Consider the following 17,938-nt stretch of genomic DNA (forward strand, 5'->3'; position numbering starts at 1 on the left):
CCTCATGCTATTGGCATGATATGATCCGCCATCTGAAATTTCATCTTTGTTCTGGTAGACACCCAATACAGGAGCATCCGATTTATGATGTCCAGCTCTGATCCCACAATAGCTATTACTCCTACAATGACTTTTCCAACAGAAATAGAATCCCAAAACCACGCCAAAGTCGCCATTGTCATGGGTTCTAAAAGTGACTGGGCAACCATGCAACATGCAGCCGATATCCTGACCGATCTCGCCATTCCTTTTCATGTTGAAATTGTTTCGGCACACCGAACGCCAGATAAACTTTTTCGTTTCGCAGAACAAGCGAAAGAAAACGGTTTTGATGTCATTATCGCGGGTGCAGGTGGGGCCGCACACCTACCAGGAATGTTGGCAGCCAAAACTTTAGTTCCTGTATTTGGGGTTCCTGTACAAAGCGCTGCGCTTAGCGGTGTTGATAGCCTGTATTCTATCGTCCAAATGCCAAAAGGCATTCCTGTTGGTACACTGGCTATCGGCAAGGCTGGAGCCGCAAATGCCGCATTACTGGCTGCGCAAGTGCTGGCGTTGCATGACAGTGCACTGTTTCAACGTTTATCAGATTGGCGTAGTGAGCAAACCCAGGCTGTTCTGGATAATCCAGATCCACGGGAGGATGCATGAAGCCCGTTTGTGTATTGGGAAATGGTCAGTTAGGCAGAATGCTGCGTCAAGCCGGTGAACCGTTAGGGATCGCTGTTTATCCTGTTGGGTTAGATGCCGAACCGGAGGCAGTGCCTTACCAAAGCAGTGTGATCACCGCAGAAATTGAACGTTGGCCCGAAACCGCATTAACCCGCGAACTGGCCCATCATCAGGCTTTTATCAATCGTGAGATTTTTCCGCAACTGGCGGATCGTTTGCCACAAAAACAGCTCATGGATACGTTGGGTCTGGCAACCGCACCGTGGCAACTGCTTTCTTCTCCCGAACAATGGCCACAACTATTTGCAGAGTTAGGCGATTTTATCATTGTCAAGCGACGGACTGGGGGCTATGACGGGCGTGGTCAGTGGCGTATCCGTCCAGGTGATGAAACAACGCTTCCACCTGAAATTTACGGTGAATGTATTGTAGAACAGGGTATTCCGTTTTCGGGAGAAGTCTCGCTGGTGGGAGCCCGTAATGCCAAAGGTGAATCAGTCTTCTATACTCTGACTCACAATTTGCATCAGGAAGGTATCTTACGTACCAGTGTTGCTTTACCTGATAATAGTGCCGATAAGCCATTTCAACAGCAAGCAGAGCAGATGCTATCCAGCATTATGAATCACCTGAATTATGTTGGTGTTATGGCGATGGAGTGTTTTATTATTGGCGATAATTTGCTGATCAATGAATTGGCTCCACGGGTTCATAATAGCGGCCACTGGACGCAAAACGGCGCTTCTATCAGCCAGTTTGAACTTCACCTGCGGGCGATCTTGAATCTTCCTATGCCACAACCAGAAATCTTTGCACCATCCGTCATGATCAATCTGATCGGCACAGAGGTGAATCCCGCATGGCTGAATTTGCCGCTGGTTCGTTTACATTGGTATGAAAAAGATGTTCGTCCTGCACGTAAGGTAGGTCACTTAAATGTTATCCATGCAGATAAAGTGACATTGGAAACAACGTTGCAAACATTAGCCTCGCTATTGCCAGCAGAATATCAAAGCAGTCTTAAATGGGCACAAGATAAATTAAGTTAATCGGTTATTTTAGGAAGTGGTAACGATTAAAATAAACTACCACTTCCCATTCCAGTCCGGTCAGCGATTATCGCATTCTTGATAGCGTTCGGGATAGTGTATCTACGATAGTTCTTGTCATTTGATCTATTTCATAATTAAGGAAATCACCGACCTTAATCTTACTGAGATTGGTCATTCTTAATGTTTCCGGGATCAGGTTTAAAGCAATTGTCTTATTTTCTTCATCAATGCCATTAATGGTTAAACTACAACCATGTAATCCAATAAAACCTTTCAGGAAAAAATAGTTAATATTGTCTTGAGGTATCCGAATAACTAACCGATAAGTTTCACCAGTCGCAGTAAACTCTACCACTTCTGCTATACCTTCTATATACACGTTACCTTTCAAGTTGCTCATTATAAGACAACATAACTCATTATTTCTCCCCGCTTCGCGGGGAGAAATTACATGCATCTTGAAATTGGATTGGTATATACGCATTAAACTTCAAGCTGCAATTTACAACACGATATGAAACCTGATATCTCCCCGCTTCGCGGAGAGATATCACACGCACCTTGAAGTTAGATTGGTATATATCAAGTTATTTCAATCTTAATACTTTTATCATAATTTAATTATTTTATTTAAAAGCAATTAAATAATTGTGATGAATATCGGCATATTAATATATTCAATAACATCTTAGGTAAATTAAAAAAATAAATCTATTTTCTAAGGAAAAATTATTTACCTTCCCATTTATATGAAAAATAGCTTCAATTTGTTTTCGTTCTCGAGAGAGAATTTTTTTGACAAAATTACCCTGTTAAGGGGATGCTATTATCCATCGCCAAGTCATAAATGTGAAAGGAGAAATTACTTGCGATTTACCAACAACTTGAAAGACCTTATGATTAGGATGGCTTTATCTCCGGTCTTATTGTTATTTGTTGTCAGTTACGCCCAAGCAAACAACTTTGTCAATTTTCAATCAATTGATACCAGCCTTTACTTCCAATTTGAGAATAAGGTTGCCCCTCAAAAAACCCTTTCCCCAATTGTGGAAGCGTTTGGTGATTACAAAATTGGCGATATGTATGTTTACAGTATTTGGCAAAATTCGCTGCAACACGATTATCAAGGCGACAAAAGTACCTATTACTATAAGTTTGTACCAAGGCTTAGTGCCAGCAAAATCACAGGGTATGACCTCTCCTGTGGCCCATTAAAAGATGTCCTGTTTGCCCAATGGATAGCCAAAACCAAAAACGTAAGATACGACTATTTCCCTGGTATCAGCTTTGATTGGCAAATCAGTGGGTTCAGTTGGTTGCGCACTATCTTTTATTTTGAAAATAATGCTAAGGGAAGCTGGAACGATCAACGTATCCATATTGATTACGGTATTCCTTTCAGGAATCGATTGGGCGATTTCCGCATTGTAGGCACTTTCGATTATACACTGGGATTAGGTGATAACCCTGAAATGATCGATTTCAAACCCGAATTGCATTATGACTTAGGCAAAAAATTAGGCTATCAAACCGGTCATCTGTGGACTGGGATTGTCGTGAATCCCGTCAAAAATAAGTACAAAATAAAAGATACGCCTGGCTTTCGCACGAATCAATTTAGTTATGGTGTGTTTATTCGATACAGCTTTTTCTAATAAACACATAAAATAGTGCCGCTTTTAATCGTTTATATCCTTGATGGAGTCACAATGTCCATTCAACACGACAAATTCGGGCGTACTTATCAGTGGTTTTTGCTGACACTTTTAGGCATGGTCTATTTTCTATCCACAGCAACAACCTTTACGTCATTGGGTGTTGTCCTGCCGAGTATGATTAATGAACTGGGCTGGAGTTGGACAAATGCGGGGTTAGGGTTCACACTGCTCGGCCTGACTTGCGGGCTATCCAGTTTTCTGCCAACGATATTTATTCGTAAAATTGGTGTTCGTTTTACCCTGTTTACCGGCCTGCTGATTTTTCTGGCGGGTTTCTACAACCTTTATCACACATACGCTATTTCATCCTATTTTATCGGTACGGCTTTAATTGGTATCGGTTTTACTTTTCTGGCGACAGTGCCGGGCACTTATGTGATTTCACGGCTATATGAGAAACAATCCCTTGCGTTTGGTTTCTACTTCACAATCGGTGGACTAGGCGGGGTAATTGGCCCGTGGATCTACTTTCTGGCAACTCGTATTTGGGGAACATGGCGAATGCATTGGATGATTTCCGCGATTATCCTCTCCATTTTCGTCATCCTGACGATTATTATTCTTCAAGAAGGTCAGCGGGAAATCGCTCACGCTAAAGCAGTAAACCAGAAACATAACAATCAGGATACGCCCAGCATTTATCGCACTAAACAACGCTGGACTGCACATCAAGCACTGCGGACATGGCAGTTCTATGTGATTGCTGCCACTTATACCGCATTTTTATGGTGTGGCATTACCGTCAACAGTTTTGCAGTTGCTCATATTATCGAAAATGGTTTTAGCGAAGCTATCGCCGCAGGATTACTGAGCACGATGGCTTTTATCAATGCCTTTTCCCGCTTAGCCGGTGGTGCTGTTGGAGAGTGGGTAGAACCGAAAAAGTTACTGATTATCAGCCTGTCTATTATTATATTTGGCTTGATTGCACTGAGTATCGCCTCGTCATGGCCATTCTTGATTGCCTTCACACTGTGTGTCGGAATGGGATATGGCATGACTTTCCTTGCATCTAGTGTATTGCTGGCTAACTATTTTGGCCGCAAGCCTTATCTGGAACTGTTTTCTATCATGAACCTGATATCTACCCTGGCTTGTCTGGCGCCTTTTTTCGCCGGTGCCATCAAAGATTATTCAGGCAGTTTTACCTCTGCATTCCTGATCATCGCTATTCCCGTATTTGTTGTTCTTGTCGTAACATTGATGATGAAACCACCTGTACATAAAATGAGAAAACACGCGGTTTAAAACACCCCATTTACTCAATAAGGTAAAAATGAACTGAAATAACGAAGAAACAAGGAAATAGCGATGTCAAAGAAAGAGTTCGGTGTATTTCTACCCATCGCCAAAGGTGGGTGGATCATATCCAAAAACACACCACTACTGGATGCGTCTTATAAACAGAACCGAGAGGCTGCTATTTTGGCCGACCAGATTGGCCTTGATTTCATTATGTCCATGGGAAAATGGCGTGGGTTTGGTGGTGAAACAGATCATTGGGGCTGCTCGCTTGAATCCGTCACCATGATGGCGGGTATTGCCGAAGTGACCCACCGCGCAAAATTAATCGCAACAGTTCATGCCGGACTGCATAATCCGGCGGTTACAGCCAAAATGATCGCCACGCTAGATCATATTAGTCAGGGGCGTGCGGGGCTGAATATTGTTTCCGGTTCATTCCGAGATGAATTTGAACAAATGGGTGCATGGGATAATAGTTTGAACCATGACCAGCGTTACGCCATGACTGAAGAGTGGACTCAGGTGATCAAACGACTTTGGCGTGAAAAACAAGTCAATCATGAAGGCACTTATTTTCATTTAAGACAGTGCGTTTCTGAACCCAAACCCCTTTCCCTTCCTTACCCTTATCTCGTTTGTGCTGGCCAATCCGAACAAGGATTACGTTTCAGTGTACGTCACACCGATGTTTGTTTTATCGGTGGCAAGGATGAGACTGAAACGCGCAATATCAGTTTAAGCGCAAAGCGTATCGCTGCTGAATACAACACAACCGCTAAGACATTCTGCATGTGTACCGTCATTTGCGCTGAAACAGATGCCTATGCGGAAACCCTCGCCCAGTTCTATCGCCAGGGCTTGGATGTGGAAGCTGTCAAAAATATGATGCATAGTTTTGGCGTCGATACGGATGGAAAAAGCAATGCGATGGTAGAACGTTCCCAAAACGCCTTTATGACTCATACTGCCATCGGTACGCCGGATACCTGCTACAAGCAACTAACAAATTTAATGCGTACTTGTGAGTTGGATGGCGTTATGTTGATTTTCCCCGATTACATAAAAGGATTAAAGATTTTTGGCGATCAGATCCTGCCCAAGTTAAGAGAAGAATTTGCCTGATAATATACCGCTGATATACACATTAAACTTCAAGTTGCAATTTACAACACGATATGAAACCTGATGTCTCCCCCGCAAAGCGGGGAGACATCACACGCATTTTGAAGTGAGATTGGTATAAACCTCGTTAATTTAAACGAGGTTTATCAAAGAAATAAGAATTATTCCGGCAAGCGCCGATATTGCCCTGGCCTCCGTAATAACCGGACACCCAACCAGCCACCACATAGTGAAAGCAGTAAGCTACTGATGATGGGAAGCAGAAACCACATCTGCCATTGTGGTTGCCACGGAAAATCAAAGACCTGAGTTTGTAACAACCAAAGTGCAATTTCTGCACCCAATGCCGCGGCCAAACCAGCCATAAAACCAAGCAGGGCAAATTCACTCCACAATGTACGACGCAAGAGTTTTTTGCTTGCCCCTAATGTGCGATATACCACCAGTTCAAGTTGTCGCTGGCTCATTCCGACCTGAATTTGTGCCAATAACAGCAATCCACCACAAATCATCACCAAAACGACCATCACTTCTAATGCCTTGCTAACTTGCTGCAAAATGCCTTGTGCTTGTTTGAGTATTGAACCAATATCCAACATGCTGATGGTTGGGAAATGGCGGTTAATTTCCGTTAGTAGCTTTCCATCACCTTCATAATGAAAGCTGGTTAACCACATTCTGTGCTGATTTTCCAACGTCTCTTTGGCGAAAATAAAAATGAAATTCGGATTTATGCTCTCCCAATCCACTTTGCGAATGCTGCTTACCGTAGTATGAAATGTTCGAGTATCTCCGGTGAATGTGAGCCTGTCTCCAAGGTTGATTTTCAACTGCTCAGCGACGCTTTGTTCCATGGAAACTTCATTCGGTTTTGGCGGCCATGTTCCCGCAATCAAGGTGTTAAAAGGCGGCAATTCCGCTTTCCATGTTAAGTTCAGTTCACGACGTACCGTAGAACTATTAGGGTGTTTTTCATTCGCCCATTCCAGCGCAGATTGTCCATTCACTTCCGTCAAACGTGCCAATACTACAGGGTAAAAATCGGTAGGCTCCACCTGGTATTTAGCCAATAAGTCATTAACCTGAACAGTTTGTGGTTGGGTCATGTTAAGCAGGAAATAATTAGGGCTATTCGGCGATAATTGCTGTTGCCATTGATTCAATAAATCTCCCCTTGCCATAATCAGCAAGGCCAACAACATGAATGACAGGGAAAATGCTGCCAATTGGGTCATGGTCTGAAATGGCCGACACAGTAACCGATTGACTGCCAGACGCAGGCTTAACTGACGGAACGTCACACGGCGCAATAGCCATAATCCCCCCCATCCCAATAATGCGAGAAACAACGCGACAATCGGTACTCCCGCTAACAGCGACCATAATAACGGCTGAGTACCTGCCAGTAATACTAATCCTCCCGTTATGATGAATGCCACCGCAGGCAAATAATAACGCAAGGGCCAAATGGATGCTGTTACGTCACTTCTCAATACCCGTGAAGGTTGGGTAGCCATAAGTTGGCGATAAGGGCGAATCCCCACTAACACGGCAATCCCAAACAGCGCAGCTACCGCCCATACCCACGGCCACATTCCCGCAGCCGGTAACATCTTAGGTAACATTCCTGCCAAAATCCGAATCAGTGCAGACTCAAAAGCCAAACCTAGAATGGAGCCTACCACTATGGCGGCCAGTAATATCACCAGCCATTGCCCAATGATCCATTGACGCAACGCCCAACGCCCTGCCCCTAATGTCTTCAGAATGGCAATCAGGTTATGTCGGCTGCGGCAATAATGCGCCATAGAAACCGCCATCGCCGCTACTGCAAGGAGTAATGTCAGCAAAGCTGATAGCAGTAAAAATTGCTGGGCACGCTCAATAGATTGTGCCATGACGCCATTATCCTGTTCCAAAGTCAGCCAGCGTTGATCGGCTTTTAGTTGTGGCTCCACGAATTGCCGGAATGATTGAATGGCGGCAGGAGAACCCGCAAACATATAACGGTAAGTCAAGCGGCTGCCGGGTTGAATCGCTCCGGTTGCCTGGGCATCATCAATATTGATTAAAATTCGGGGCGAAATCTGAAAAGGATTGAAACCGCTGTCAGGCTCTTGCAACAGTTCTCCACGGATCTTCAACGTGGTATCCCCTACGTCAATATTATCCCCAACCTTGACACCCAATAATGTCAACAATCGTGGTGCCACCAACACAGAACCTTTTTCCGGCTTTAACCCACGCGGATTGGTTTCCAGTTCGCCATACAGCGGATAACGCGCATCTGCCGCTTTCACCTGAGCCAGTTGCGGAATATCTCCCGCGTATGTCATGGTCGAAAATGAGATTTGGCGACTTAATACCAACCCCTGTTCTTGTGCCTTTTGCAACCAGGTTTCATCAACGGGATACGAAGCCCTTAAGACAAGATCACCCGCCAGAAAATCACGGCTTTGATAATGCACACTTTGATCAATGCGATCACTAATACGCCCTAATGCCAGTACACAGGCCACCGCTAAGGTCAGGGATAACCAAACAATCAGGAGAGAGGGTGTACGCCATTCACGCCAAAACCAGCGCCAGATCATGCTTCCTCCCGCAATTTACCATCTACCAGACGTAAACGACGCTGGCAACGCGCCGCCAGTTGGTTATCGTGCGTGACTAAAATCAACGTGGTGGCGTAATCATGATTAAGGGAAAACAGCAAATCGGCGATGCGATCTCCTGTCTGGCGATCAAGGTTACCTGTTGGCTCATCAGCAAACAGAATTTTGGGACGGGTACAGAATGCCCGCGCCAAAGCCACCCGCTGTTGTTCTCCCCCTGAAAGCTGGGCTGGCATGTGTTTCAGGCGTTTTCCTAACCCTAATAATTCGAGTAGTTCAATGGCTTGTTCACGGCTTTGGTTTTCCGATTCACCACGCAATAGTGCCGGAAGCTGGACATTCTCCAATGCATTCAATGTGGGGATCAACATAAACGACTGAAAAACAAAACCTACATTTTCTGCCCTTAACTGCGCACGCTGCTCTTCATTCATGCGACTGATATTTTGCCCCAATAGATGAACTTCCCCTCCACTACCATCATCCAATCCGGCAATAATGCCCAGAAGCGTTGATTTACCTGATCCTGATTCACCAATTAATGCAATTGTCTGTGCTGGCTCGACAACCAACTCAATACCTTGCAATATATTAATTACCTGTTCCCCTTGACCGACATGTTTAGTGAGATGATGAACTTCAAGAATACTTTCTACAGCCATGTATTTTTCCTTTTATTGTTAGTGCTATGCAGTGCCAGAGCAGCGGCGGCAGATACCCTGCTTATATTAGGCGATAGCCTCAGTGCCGGATATCGTTTACCAGTTGAGCAGTCATGGCCTGCACTGATGGCAAAACAGTGGCAACAAACTGGCAAAAAAACAGTCATTGTTAACGGCAGTATTAGTGGCAATACTGTAGCGCAAGGGCTTGAACGTTTGCCTGAGTTATTGAAACAGCACAATCCAAAATGGGTTTTGATCGAGCTTGGTGCTAATGATGGACTGCGTGGTTTTCCCATTCAAAACATAGAACAAGATTTGCAGCAGAGCATCAATCTGATTAAACAAGCCGATGCACAACCACTGTTAATGCAAATCCAAATTTCACCCAATTATGGAAAACGATATACCGAATCCTTCGCCAAAATTTATCCTGTGCTTGCTAAACGTAACCAAATTCCTCTGCTGCCATTTTTCATGGAGCACGTTGCTATCAAACCAGAATGGATGCAAGATGACGGGTTGCACCCTAATCAAGCTGCACAACCCTTTATTGCTGATTGGATGTCCAACACATTGTTGGCATATATCAACTCTCCTTAAGTAAAAAATATTTCTTAATAGTAAATCATTTATTTCCATAAATTGATGCAGATGGATAGGTAAAGTTATGCAAAAAGCCATTTTTATTACTGGGTGTTCTAGCGGGATCGGGTTAGTCGCGGCCAAAATCCTCCACCAACGTGGCTACCGTGTACTCGCAGCTTGCCGCAAACCCTCTGATTTGGCACATATGCGTGAGTTGGGGTTCGATCCCATCGAATTGGATTTAGATGATAAAGAAAGCGTAGAGCGCGCAGCCAGGAAAGTCATCGAATTAACCAACGGGCGTTTATTCGGACTATTCAATAATGGGGGATTTGGTGTCTACGGCCCATTGGAAAGCATCTCCCGCGAACAGATGGAAAAACAGTTTTCCACCAATTTCTTTGGCACCCATCAACTGACATGCCTGCTACTGCCAGCTATACGCGCTTATGGCGCAGGGCGGATTGTCCAAACCAGCTCTGTTATGGGATTGATCTCGACACCAGGCCGTGGGGCGTATGCTGCCAGTAAATATGCCCTTGAAGCCTGGTCGGATGCCTTACGTGGCGAATTGGCAAAAACAGATATTAAAGTTAGTCTGATAGAGCCTGGCCCAATCCATACCCGTTTTACGGAGAATGTTAATCAAACACAGCAGGATCATCCGGTTGAGAACCCAAGTCTTGCTCGTCGTTTCACTTTGATGCCTGAGGAGGTCGTTTCTAAACTCATTCATGCACTGGAAAGTCCCAACCCGAAATTACGCTATTCGGTTACGTTATTGACTCATGGAGTAAAAGTGATGCGCCGTCTACTCCCTGAGCGATGGCTTGATAGGATCTTGCGCTGGCAAAGTAAATAGACATTGAAAAACGGACAAACAAGTCTTATTTATTCATGTAATCACCTTACAACGACTCAGAGAAAAATCCCATGGAACCAACCGCGAATACAAGCAACAATACTGCCTCTATCATTCATATTGATGAATCGAATATTGCCCAGGTTGTGCAGCACTCTCTCACCCAACTTGTCGTATTCTACTTCTGGTCCCCACAGGACCTGCATTGTCATGAATTAGAAACCACGCTTGATAAAATAGCCCATGAATATGCAGGACTATTTACCCTGGCTAAAGTCAATTGTGACCAACTTTTTCATATCGCTGCACAATTTGGGGTGCGTAGCTTACCTACTGTACTGTTTGTAAAAGAAGCTCGCCCTGTTCAGGGTTTTGAGGGTATCCAGACAGATGAAGCCATCAAAAAACTTTTTGCCACTCTCCTCCCCCAAATGGAAAAATCGCCATTAGAGCAAATTAACGAGCTACTTGCAGAAGGCAAAGATCAGGAAGCATTGCCTTTACTAAAAGAAATCCATCAAGAAGATCCACAAGATACAGAGATTACCCTATTGCTGGCCCAAGTGAATCTTTCACTCAATCATCTTGAAGAAGCCCAAAAAATACTGGATACCGTTCCATTAGAAGCACAAGATGAACACTATAATGAATTACTTGAATACCTTAAGTCACAGCAAGAGGCGGCGGATTCACCGGAGATTCGACAACTACAACAAGCGTTGGCAACTCAACCAGAGAATGCAGAATTAGCCGTACAACTGGCTGCCAAATTACACGAAGTTGGCCGTAATGCAGAAGCCCTGGAATTGCTATTTAGTTTTCTAAAAAGGGATCTTTCCGCTGCCGAGGGTGCAGTGAAAAAGACGATGATGGATATTCTCTCTGCACTGGGTACTGGAGATGCTCTGGCATCTAAATACCGTCGTCATGTATACTCTTTACTCTATTAAGTAAAGAAAATTTATATATTCCATAATTAGCTAAGTAAGGGAATTGTTATGGATTTACTCTCTTTTGGTGCTGTCCCGATTTTAATCGTTATTGCAATTGCTATCGTCTTTACCTGTGTCAAAACCGTTCCACAAGGCTATCAATGGACTGTTGAGCGCTTTGGACGTTACACCCGTACATTAACACCAGGCCTGCACATTATCATGCCATTTGTTGATCGTATCGGTCGTAAAATCAATATGATGGAACAGGTTCTGGATATTCCATCGCAGGAAGTCATTTCTCGCGATAATGCCAATGTCACCATTGATGCCGTCTGCTTCATCCAGGTTGTCGATCCCGTACGTGCTGCCTATGAAGTCAGCAATCTGGAACTGTCCATCATCAACCTGACCATGACCAACTTCCGTACTGTGCTGGGCTCAATGGAACTGGATGAAATGCTGTCCCAACGCGATTCCATCAACAGCCGATTGCTGGCAATCGTCGATGAAGCGACTAACCCATGGGGCGTCAAGATCACCCGGATTGAGATCCGTGATGTGCGTCCACCAAAAGAGTTAATCTCCGCCATGAACGCCCAAATGAAAGCCGAGCGTACCAAACGTGCAGATATTCTTGAGGCAGAAGGTATTCGTCAGGCCGCCATTTTGAAAGCGGAAGGAGAAAAACAGTCGCAAATTTTGAAAGCAGAAGGTGAACGCCAATCAGCCTTCCTCCAAGCTGAAGCCCGTGAACGTGCCGCCGAAGCAGAAGCGCGGGCAACCAAAATGGTTTCTGACGCTATTGCAAATGGTGATATGCAGGCAATTAACTACTTCGTTGCCCAAAAATATACCGATGCCCTCACCAACATCGGTGCCTCAAATAACAGCAAAGTGATTATGATGCCACTGGAAGCCAGCAATTTAATGGGAGCCATTGGTGGTATTGCTGAATTAATTTCCGAAAGCAAGAAAAGCAAGCAAGATAATAAATAGTCATACAGGGTAAATTGTTATGATTGAACAGATCGCCGCTCAGCCAGCCTGGTTCTGGCTCTGTTTTGGTGGCCTGCTTCTGATTGCAGAATTGCTGGGAACGGGAGGATATCTGTTGTGGACAGGAACCGCAGCCATCGTTGTTGTCCTGATCACATGGATTTTCCCTACTATGGGCTGGGAATTGCAAGGTACTCTGTTTGCTGTCTTAACCTTGCTTTCTGCTATTGCATGGCGTAGCTGGCTACGCCATCGCCCACGCCAGACTAGTGATAAGGCGCTCAATCAGAAAAACCACCAGTTGATTGGAATGCGTACCCGTTTAATCACGGATACCGAAAACGGTTTTGGACGAGTCAAACTGGCCGATGGCAGTTGGCGCGTTCATTGTAACCAAGAACTTCCAGCCAATACCGAAGTTGAGGTTATCGCCGTCGACGGGATCACATTAAAGGTGAAACCGGTTCTCCATCAACCATGATACTTACAGCAGCCAGATAAATGCTCAATGATGGGACAATCAGCCCCATCATCTCCTGGGCATTCAGCCACCAATACCAGTAATTTTTCCTTTATCTTTTGCAATTCCAACATCGTTTTTTCTATTTCCGCCACTTTTTGCAGGGTTGCCATTTTTACATCGGCACTGTGACGGTGAGGATTGCGAAATAGTCGCAGCAATTCGCGACACTCCTCCAACGTAAATCCAACTTCTTTCGCCTGACGCAAAAGCATCAGTTCATCAATATGCCTTTTTTGGTAATGACGATAGCCATTATCTCCCCGCTCTGGTGCGGTAATGAGATCTTTTTCTTCATAAAACCGAATCGCTTTGCTGGTTAAACCGGTCTTACGGGCAATTTCACTGATATTCATTATTTCCCCTTGACCTTCCCCTTGCCGGAAGGTTTAGCCTTAATGATAAGTATATCACTCTGTATCAGGAGATATTGTTATGTCCACAACCACCATTCTCGCACTTCAAGGCCTGACTTGTATGCATTGTGTCGGCAGGGTTAAAAAAGCGTTGGAAAGAATACCCGGCGTTGAGCTGACGGATGTGAACCTCAATTATGCCAAAGTTATCAGTAATGTTTCACCTGATGAATTGATTGCGGCCATTGTTGCCGAAGATTATCAAGCCTCTGTTGCCACCCAACCCGATGTTGTATTACGCCTGTCAGGTTTAAGCTGCATGAAATGTGCAAATAAAACACAAAAGGCATTGGACGCGGTAGAAGGTGTTATCGCCACAGAAGTTAATACCCAAGCTGCAAAAATCTATGGTAAAGCAGAGAACAGTGCCTTAATCCATGCAGTCGAACAAGCCGGATATCACGCTGAATTAGCAACGGAAACCGAGTACCCAAAAACTGAGCCGCTGGCAATACATGTTCCACAGACTCCGGAGTCTTTGGCAGCGGCAATATCTTCGACTCCGGTAGAAACCGTTTCTGTTGAACACAGCAACAAAAATGATGTGAGTGGTAATGACAGTATTCAGCTCCTGCTGGATGGCATGAGCTGTGCAAGCTGTGTTAGTAAGGTACAAAAAGCCCTGCAATCCGTTGATGGCGTGGAACATGCCAGAGTCAATCTCGCGGAAAGAAGCGCATTGGTCACAGGCCACGCCTCACCAAATGCCTTAGTTGAAGCCGTCATCAAGGCCGGTTATGGTGCGGAAATTATTCAGGATGAAACAGAACGCCGTGAGCGTCAGCAACAATTAGCACAGGCCAATATGCGCCGATTTCGCTGGCAATCGGCCCTTGCGTTAGTGGTTGGATTGCCTGTCATGGTGTGGGGTATGGTAGGCGACAATATGATACTCACACCAGCAAACCACACCATTTGGCTAACTATTGGTTTGGTGACGCTGGTTGTAATGCTATTTGCAGGTGGGCATTTTTATCGTAATGCGTGGCAAAGTCTAAAAAATGGCAGTGCAACAATGGATACCCTCGTAGCTCTGGGTACTGGTGTCGCATGGCTCTATTCAATAAGCGTCAATTTGTGGCCAGAAATTTTCCCCCCCCAAGCTCGCCATCTTTATTATGAAGCCAGTGCCATGATTATTGGTTTGGTCAATCTCGGCCATGCCTTGGAACAACGTGCCCGCCAACGCTCTTCCAAGGCCCTTGAGCGATTATTAGATCTCACGCCACCAACGGCGCGGCTAGTTACCTCTGAAGGTGAAAAAACAGTGCCTCTGGCCGATGTCATGCCCAATATGATACTACGCCTGACAACAGGAGATCGTGTTCCGGTTGATGGTGAAATTACTCAGGGTACAGTTTGGCTGGATGAAGCCATGCTGACAGGTGAACCTATTCCTCAGCAGAAAACAACTGGCGATACCGTCCATGCCGGCACTGTAGTCCAGGATGGTACGGTATTGTTTAAAGCCAATGCCATTGGCAGCCAAACAACCTTGGCACGCATTATTAAACTTGTTCGTCAGGCACAAAGCAGCAAACCTGAAATCGGCCAATTGGCCGATAAAATATCTTCAATATTCGTGCCTGTTGTCGTTGCTATCGCCCTGATTGCTGGCGCGATTTGGTATTTTGTCGGCCCTGCCCCACAAATCATGTACGCACTGGTCATCATGACAACCGTCTTGATTATCGCCTGTCCTTGCGCACTTGGGCTGGCAACCCCCATGTCCATCATCTCAGGGGTAGGACGGGCAGCCGAATTAGGTGTATTGGTGCGTGATGCTGATGCTCTGCAACATGCCAGTCAACTGGATACGATTGTCTTTGACAAAACAGGAACCTTAACTGAAGGTATGCCACAAGTCACAGAGATCCACACCTTTAATGGTTTCACCGAAGAGCAAGTATTACTATGGGCCGGTGCATTAGAAAATGGCTCTAATCACCCCTTGGCAAAAGCTATTTTATTGCAGGTTGAGGGGCAAAAATTACCCGAAGTACAAACATTCCGAACCCTCGCAGGATTGGGTGTTAAGGGAGAAATTGGAGAGGCTACGCTGTTATTGGGTAACCAAAAATTACTTGAGCAGCATCAGATTGAAACAACAGAATTAAAGCCATTTATTGCGGCACAGGCAGAAAGAGGCATTACTCCCGTTATTCTGTCGGCCAATGGGAAAATCGCTGCCCTGTTCTCTATCCGTGATCCCTTGCGCCAGGATACCATTTCTGCCCTGCAACGCTTACATCACCAAGGCTATCGTTTGGTTATGTTAACAGGAGATAATCCCATCACAGCGAATGCCATAGCCCAAGAAGCAGGTATTGACCAGGTGATTGCCGGTGTTTTGCCTGATGGTAAAGCCGCAGCCATTCAGTCACTTCAATCAGAAGGCAGAAAAGTGGCGATGGTCGGCGATGGCATAAACGACGCCCCTGCATTGGCGCAAGCGGATGTCGGCATCGCAATGGGAAGCGGTAGCGATATCGCCATAGAAACCGCAACAATTACCCTGATGCGCCATAGCCTGCACGGGGTTGCTGATGCAGTTGAATTATCCCGCGGTACATTGCGTAATATGAAACAAAACCTATTTGGTGCATTTGTCTATAATACCTTAGGCATTCCAATTGCGGCCGGCATTTTATACCCGTTCACGGGCACTTTATTAAATCCTGTCGTTGCAGGTGCGGCCATGGCACTGTCTTCTATTACTGTTGTCAGTAACGCCAATCGCTTATTACGTTTCAAACCTAAGTCCTGACCTAACTTATTTTCTCCATGAAAAGCTAAACCTATTCCGTTTAGCTTTTTATCCCGCACTTTTCCCTCTTTCTTGTTGGTGATTAACGGGTTAGCATACCGCCCAATGCCAGCTATTGGAGGATGTAATATGGGAAAATTACTGTCATATTTCAGTAAAATATTGGGGCTCAATTCCCAACGACATTACCCTTATCCTGCTTTTGACATCGATTTAAATAACAACAAACAGTTACATATTGTTGGCAGCATTCATATGGGTACTAAGAACATGTACCCACTTTCTGAAGTATTGTTGGAACAGCTAGAGCAAGCGGATGCTCTGATTGTCGAGGCAGATATCACGCAGGCCAATTCCCCTTTCAAAGAAACATTTCCTGAACAGACCGAGTTATCACAACGTTTATCTCCCGAACATTTTGCCTGCCTGCAACACTATTGCCGGGAAATTCAACATCCTGTCACGTTGCTGGATCCATTGCCATCGTGGCAAGTCGCATTGATATTACAAGCCACCCAAGCCCAATATTTGGGGTTACAACCCCAATATGGTATCGATTGCCAATTACTGAACAGTGCACAAGCACTCAATAAACCCATTATCGAGTTGGAAGGAACTGATGCACAAGTAAGCCTTCTCACCAACTTGCCAAACGGTGGGATCTCACTATTGGAAGATACCATCACCCATTGGCATACTAATGCCCGTGCTTTACAGACCATGATTAGCTGGTGGATGAATTACAAACCGGAGAAACAAAATCAGGTAATACCCATGACATTCTGCGAAGAGATTTATCAAACCTTAATGGCTGAACGCAACCGTCAATGGAGTGAACAGTTACATAGCTTACCAGCAGGAAAATATTTGGTTACAGTAGGCGCTTTGCACCTTCACGGTGAGAACAACTTACGCCAGATGCTGGCAAAACCGCAAACATAGCAACTTCATCTGCTTCATTCTGAAAGTCAACCATTACGGATAAGCAGTGATAAATTGATCTTTATAGGAAAAAATATGACTCCCGCTGTTGTCTTGCTGGAAAAACAAAAAATTAATTTCAAACTTCATCCTTATGACCACGATGTCAATGAACATAATTTTGGTGATGAAGTGGTGAAAAAACTCGGTTTAGATGCCAATCAGGTTTTTAAAACATTGTTGGTTTCATTGAATGGTGATCCTAAACATCTTGCTGTCGCCGTTACGCCTGTCTCTGGGCAACTCGATTTGAAAAAAGTGGCTAAAGTTTTCAAGGCCAAGAAAGCAGATATGGCCGATCCTCAACTGGCACAAAAGGTAACGGGTTATTTAGTAGGTGGCATTAGCCCGTTGGGACAGAAAAAGCGTCTACCTACCGTGATTGACAGTCAGGCGCAAACCTTACCAACTCTATTTATTTCGGGTGGTAAACGTGGTTTAGATATTGAATTGTCCCCCATAGATTTATGTCAATTACTTCATTGCTCATTTGCTGATATTGCTAAAATTTGAAGATCAATTGCAATTCTCGCTGAATTTTTTCGAGCTGGCTCTGTTTTCTTTAAAACAGGGCCTTGTGATAAACAATAATGTCGATATACTTTCCTCACAACGAAGAAATCCCTAATTACTATTTCAATTAACTTAGTTTCTTTAAATAAAAGAGGAATAAAATGGGTCGTGACATCAATTTATTGAATCATGTATAGTATGCCTATTTGGAGAACATTCAGATGGCAAAGATTGATGTGACCTGTCCCTCTTGTTGTGCAGTTAAAGGGATCCA

17 protein-coding genes are annotated in these 17,938 nt (G+C 44.7%); 13 read left to right on the top strand and 4 right to left on the bottom strand.

All coding sequences use genetic code 11. The features are described 5' to 3' along the window. Positions 1-126 precede the first annotated feature (126 nt). Together purE and purK are read left to right on the top strand one after the other, a co-directional pair. Positions 127-651 (top strand): 5-(carboxyamino)imidazole ribonucleotide mutase, encoded by a 525-nt coding sequence (gene purE / locus IQ211_RS06615; protein WP_223281696.1) that lies wholly within the window; start codon positions 127-129, stop codon positions 649-651. Then, complete coding sequence (purK, locus tag IQ211_RS06620) at positions 648-1,721, top strand: 5-(carboxyamino)imidazole ribonucleotide synthase (RefSeq protein WP_189759621.1); 1,074 nt, start codon at positions 648-650, stop codon at positions 1,719-1,721. Before purE ends, purK begins: the two co-directional genes overlap by 4 nt. 67 nt (positions 1,722-1,788) lie before the next feature. On the opposite strand, the gene IQ211_RS06625 is transcribed toward purK, so the two are convergent. Then, positions 1,789-2,124, bottom strand: coding sequence for a riboflavin synthase (locus IQ211_RS06625; protein ID WP_223281692.1), 336 nt, complete (start codon positions 2,122-2,124; stop codon positions 1,789-1,791). Between the two features lie 466 nt (positions 2,125-2,590). On the opposite strand from IQ211_RS06625, the gene IQ211_RS06630 reads away from it, so the two are divergent. From IQ211_RS06630 to IQ211_RS06640, 3 genes are all read left to right on the top strand, one after another. Further along, positions 2,591-3,379 (top strand): outer membrane protein OmpK, encoded by a 789-nt coding sequence (locus tag IQ211_RS06630; RefSeq protein ID WP_223281693.1) that lies wholly within the window; start codon positions 2,591-2,593, stop codon positions 3,377-3,379. A 54-nt stretch (positions 3,380-3,433) separates the two neighbouring features. Then, on the top strand, positions 3,434-4,690 hold the full coding sequence (locus IQ211_RS06635; protein ID WP_189759622.1) for an MFS transporter: 1,257 nt from the start codon (positions 3,434-3,436) through the stop codon (positions 4,688-4,690). 63 nt (positions 4,691-4,753) lie between these two features. Continuing rightward, on the top strand, positions 4,754-5,809 hold the full coding sequence (locus IQ211_RS06640) for an LLM class flavin-dependent oxidoreductase (RefSeq protein ID WP_189759623.1): 1,056 nt from the start codon (positions 4,754-4,756) through the stop codon (positions 5,807-5,809). 161 nt (positions 5,810-5,970) lie between these two features. Here the strand turns inward: IQ211_RS06640 and ybbP are convergent, their stop codons facing one another. Beyond that, positions 5,971-8,403 (bottom strand): putative ABC transporter permease subunit YbbP, encoded by a 2,433-nt coding sequence (gene ybbP, locus IQ211_RS06645; RefSeq protein ID WP_189759624.1) that lies wholly within the window; start codon positions 8,401-8,403, stop codon positions 5,971-5,973. After that, positions 8,400-9,086, bottom strand: coding sequence for a putative ABC transporter ATP-binding protein YbbA (gene ybbA / locus IQ211_RS06650; protein ID WP_189759625.1), 687 nt, complete (start codon positions 9,084-9,086; stop codon positions 8,400-8,402). The genes ybbP and ybbA overlap by 4 nt, the downstream gene beginning before the upstream one ends. Here ybbA and tesA point away from each other — a divergent pair. The 5 genes from tesA (at position 9,057) to IQ211_RS06675 (ending at position 12,948) form a co-directional block, all read left to right on the top strand. Next, positions 9,057-9,689 (top strand): multifunctional acyl-CoA thioesterase I/protease I/lysophospholipase L1, encoded by a 633-nt coding sequence (gene tesA / locus IQ211_RS06655; RefSeq protein WP_189759636.1) that lies wholly within the window; start codon positions 9,057-9,059, stop codon positions 9,687-9,689. The two genes, ybbA and tesA, sit on opposite strands and share 30 nt — an antisense overlap. 67 nt (positions 9,690-9,756) lie before the next feature. After that, positions 9,757-10,536, top strand: a complete 780-nt coding sequence (locus IQ211_RS06660; protein WP_189759626.1) for an SDR family oxidoreductase — start codon at positions 9,757-9,759, stop codon at positions 10,534-10,536. Positions 10,537-10,607: 71 nt separating this feature from the next. Further along, a complete protein-coding gene (locus IQ211_RS06665) occupies positions 10,608-11,486 on the top strand; it encodes a thioredoxin family protein (protein ID WP_189759627.1) in 879 nt (292 codons plus the stop codon). Positions 11,487-11,534: 48 nt separating this feature from the next. Continuing rightward, the gene (locus tag IQ211_RS06670) at positions 11,535-12,467 is read left to right on the top strand and encodes an SPFH domain-containing protein (RefSeq protein WP_189759628.1); all 933 of its coding nucleotides are present in this window, start codon (positions 11,535-11,537) and stop codon (positions 12,465-12,467) included. 19 nt (positions 12,468-12,486) lie between these two features. After that, positions 12,487-12,948, top strand: coding sequence for an NfeD family protein (locus IQ211_RS06675; RefSeq protein WP_189759629.1), 462 nt, complete (start codon positions 12,487-12,489; stop codon positions 12,946-12,948). On the opposite strand, the gene cueR is transcribed toward IQ211_RS06675, so the two are convergent. Next, positions 12,939-13,343 (bottom strand): Cu(I)-responsive transcriptional regulator, encoded by a 405-nt coding sequence (gene cueR / locus IQ211_RS06680; RefSeq protein ID WP_189759630.1) that lies wholly within the window; start codon positions 13,341-13,343, stop codon positions 12,939-12,941. The genes IQ211_RS06675 and cueR overlap by 10 nt on opposite strands. Before the next feature lie 79 nt (positions 13,344-13,422). Here cueR and copA point away from each other — a divergent pair, with 79 nt between their 5' ends. The 3 genes from copA (at position 13,423) to ybaK (ending at position 17,664) form a co-directional block, all read left to right on the top strand. Continuing rightward, complete coding sequence (copA, locus tag IQ211_RS06685; RefSeq protein WP_189759631.1) at positions 13,423-16,170, top strand: copper-exporting P-type ATPase CopA; 2,748 nt, start codon at positions 13,423-13,425, stop codon at positions 16,168-16,170. Positions 16,171-16,299: 129 nt separating this feature from the next. Further along, on the top strand, positions 16,300-17,112 hold the full coding sequence (locus IQ211_RS06690) for a TraB/GumN family protein (protein WP_189759632.1): 813 nt from the start codon (positions 16,300-16,302) through the stop codon (positions 17,110-17,112). 75 nt (positions 17,113-17,187) lie between these two features. Beyond that, positions 17,188-17,664, top strand: coding sequence for a Cys-tRNA(Pro)/Cys-tRNA(Cys) deacylase YbaK (gene ybaK, locus IQ211_RS06695; protein WP_189759633.1), 477 nt, complete (start codon positions 17,188-17,190; stop codon positions 17,662-17,664). The last annotated feature ends 274 nt before the right edge of the window (positions 17,665-17,938 follow it).

The sequence above is a fragment of the Xenorhabdus griffiniae genome (genome assembly GCF_015163655.1).
GTDB lineage: Bacteria > Pseudomonadota > Gammaproteobacteria > Enterobacterales > Enterobacteriaceae > Xenorhabdus > Xenorhabdus griffiniae.

Coding starts and splice junctions, on each gene's coding strand:
- IQ211_RS06690 (WP_189759632.1), top strand. CDS start 16,300: ATGGGAAAATTACTGTCATATTTCAGTAAAATATTGGGGCTCAATTCC.
- IQ211_RS06640 (WP_189759623.1), top strand. CDS start 4,754: ATGTCAAAGAAAGAGTTCGGTGTATTTCTACCCATCGCCAAAGGTGGG.
- IQ211_RS06675 (WP_189759629.1), top strand. CDS start 12,487: ATGATTGAACAGATCGCCGCTCAGCCAGCCTGGTTCTGGCTCTGTTTT.
- IQ211_RS06635 (WP_189759622.1), top strand. CDS start 3,434: ATGTCCATTCAACACGACAAATTCGGGCGTACTTATCAGTGGTTTTTG.
- tesA (WP_189759636.1), top strand. CDS start 9,057: ATGAACTTCAAGAATACTTTCTACAGCCATGTATTTTTCCTTTTATTG.
- copA (WP_189759631.1), top strand. CDS start 13,423: ATGTCCACAACCACCATTCTCGCACTTCAAGGCCTGACTTGTATGCAT.
- ybbA (WP_189759625.1), bottom strand. CDS start 9,086: ATGGCTGTAGAAAGTATTCTTGAAGTTCATCATCTCACTAAACATGTC.
- ybaK (WP_189759633.1), top strand. CDS start 17,188: ATGACTCCCGCTGTTGTCTTGCTGGAAAAACAAAAAATTAATTTCAAA.
- cueR (WP_189759630.1), bottom strand. CDS start 13,343: ATGAATATCAGTGAAATTGCCCGTAAGACCGGTTTAACCAGCAAAGCG.
- purE (WP_223281696.1), top strand. CDS start 127: ATGACTTTTCCAACAGAAATAGAATCCCAAAACCACGCCAAAGTCGCC.
- purK (WP_189759621.1), top strand. CDS start 648: ATGAAGCCCGTTTGTGTATTGGGAAATGGTCAGTTAGGCAGAATGCTG.
- ybbP (WP_189759624.1), bottom strand. CDS start 8,403: ATGATCTGGCGCTGGTTTTGGCGTGAATGGCGTACACCCTCTCTCCTG.
- IQ211_RS06660 (WP_189759626.1), top strand. CDS start 9,757: ATGCAAAAAGCCATTTTTATTACTGGGTGTTCTAGCGGGATCGGGTTA.
- IQ211_RS06665 (WP_189759627.1), top strand. CDS start 10,608: ATGGAACCAACCGCGAATACAAGCAACAATACTGCCTCTATCATTCAT.
- IQ211_RS06625 (WP_223281692.1), bottom strand. CDS start 2,124: ATGAGCAACTTGAAAGGTAACGTGTATATAGAAGGTATAGCAGAAGTG.
- IQ211_RS06670 (WP_189759628.1), top strand. CDS start 11,535: ATGGATTTACTCTCTTTTGGTGCTGTCCCGATTTTAATCGTTATTGCA.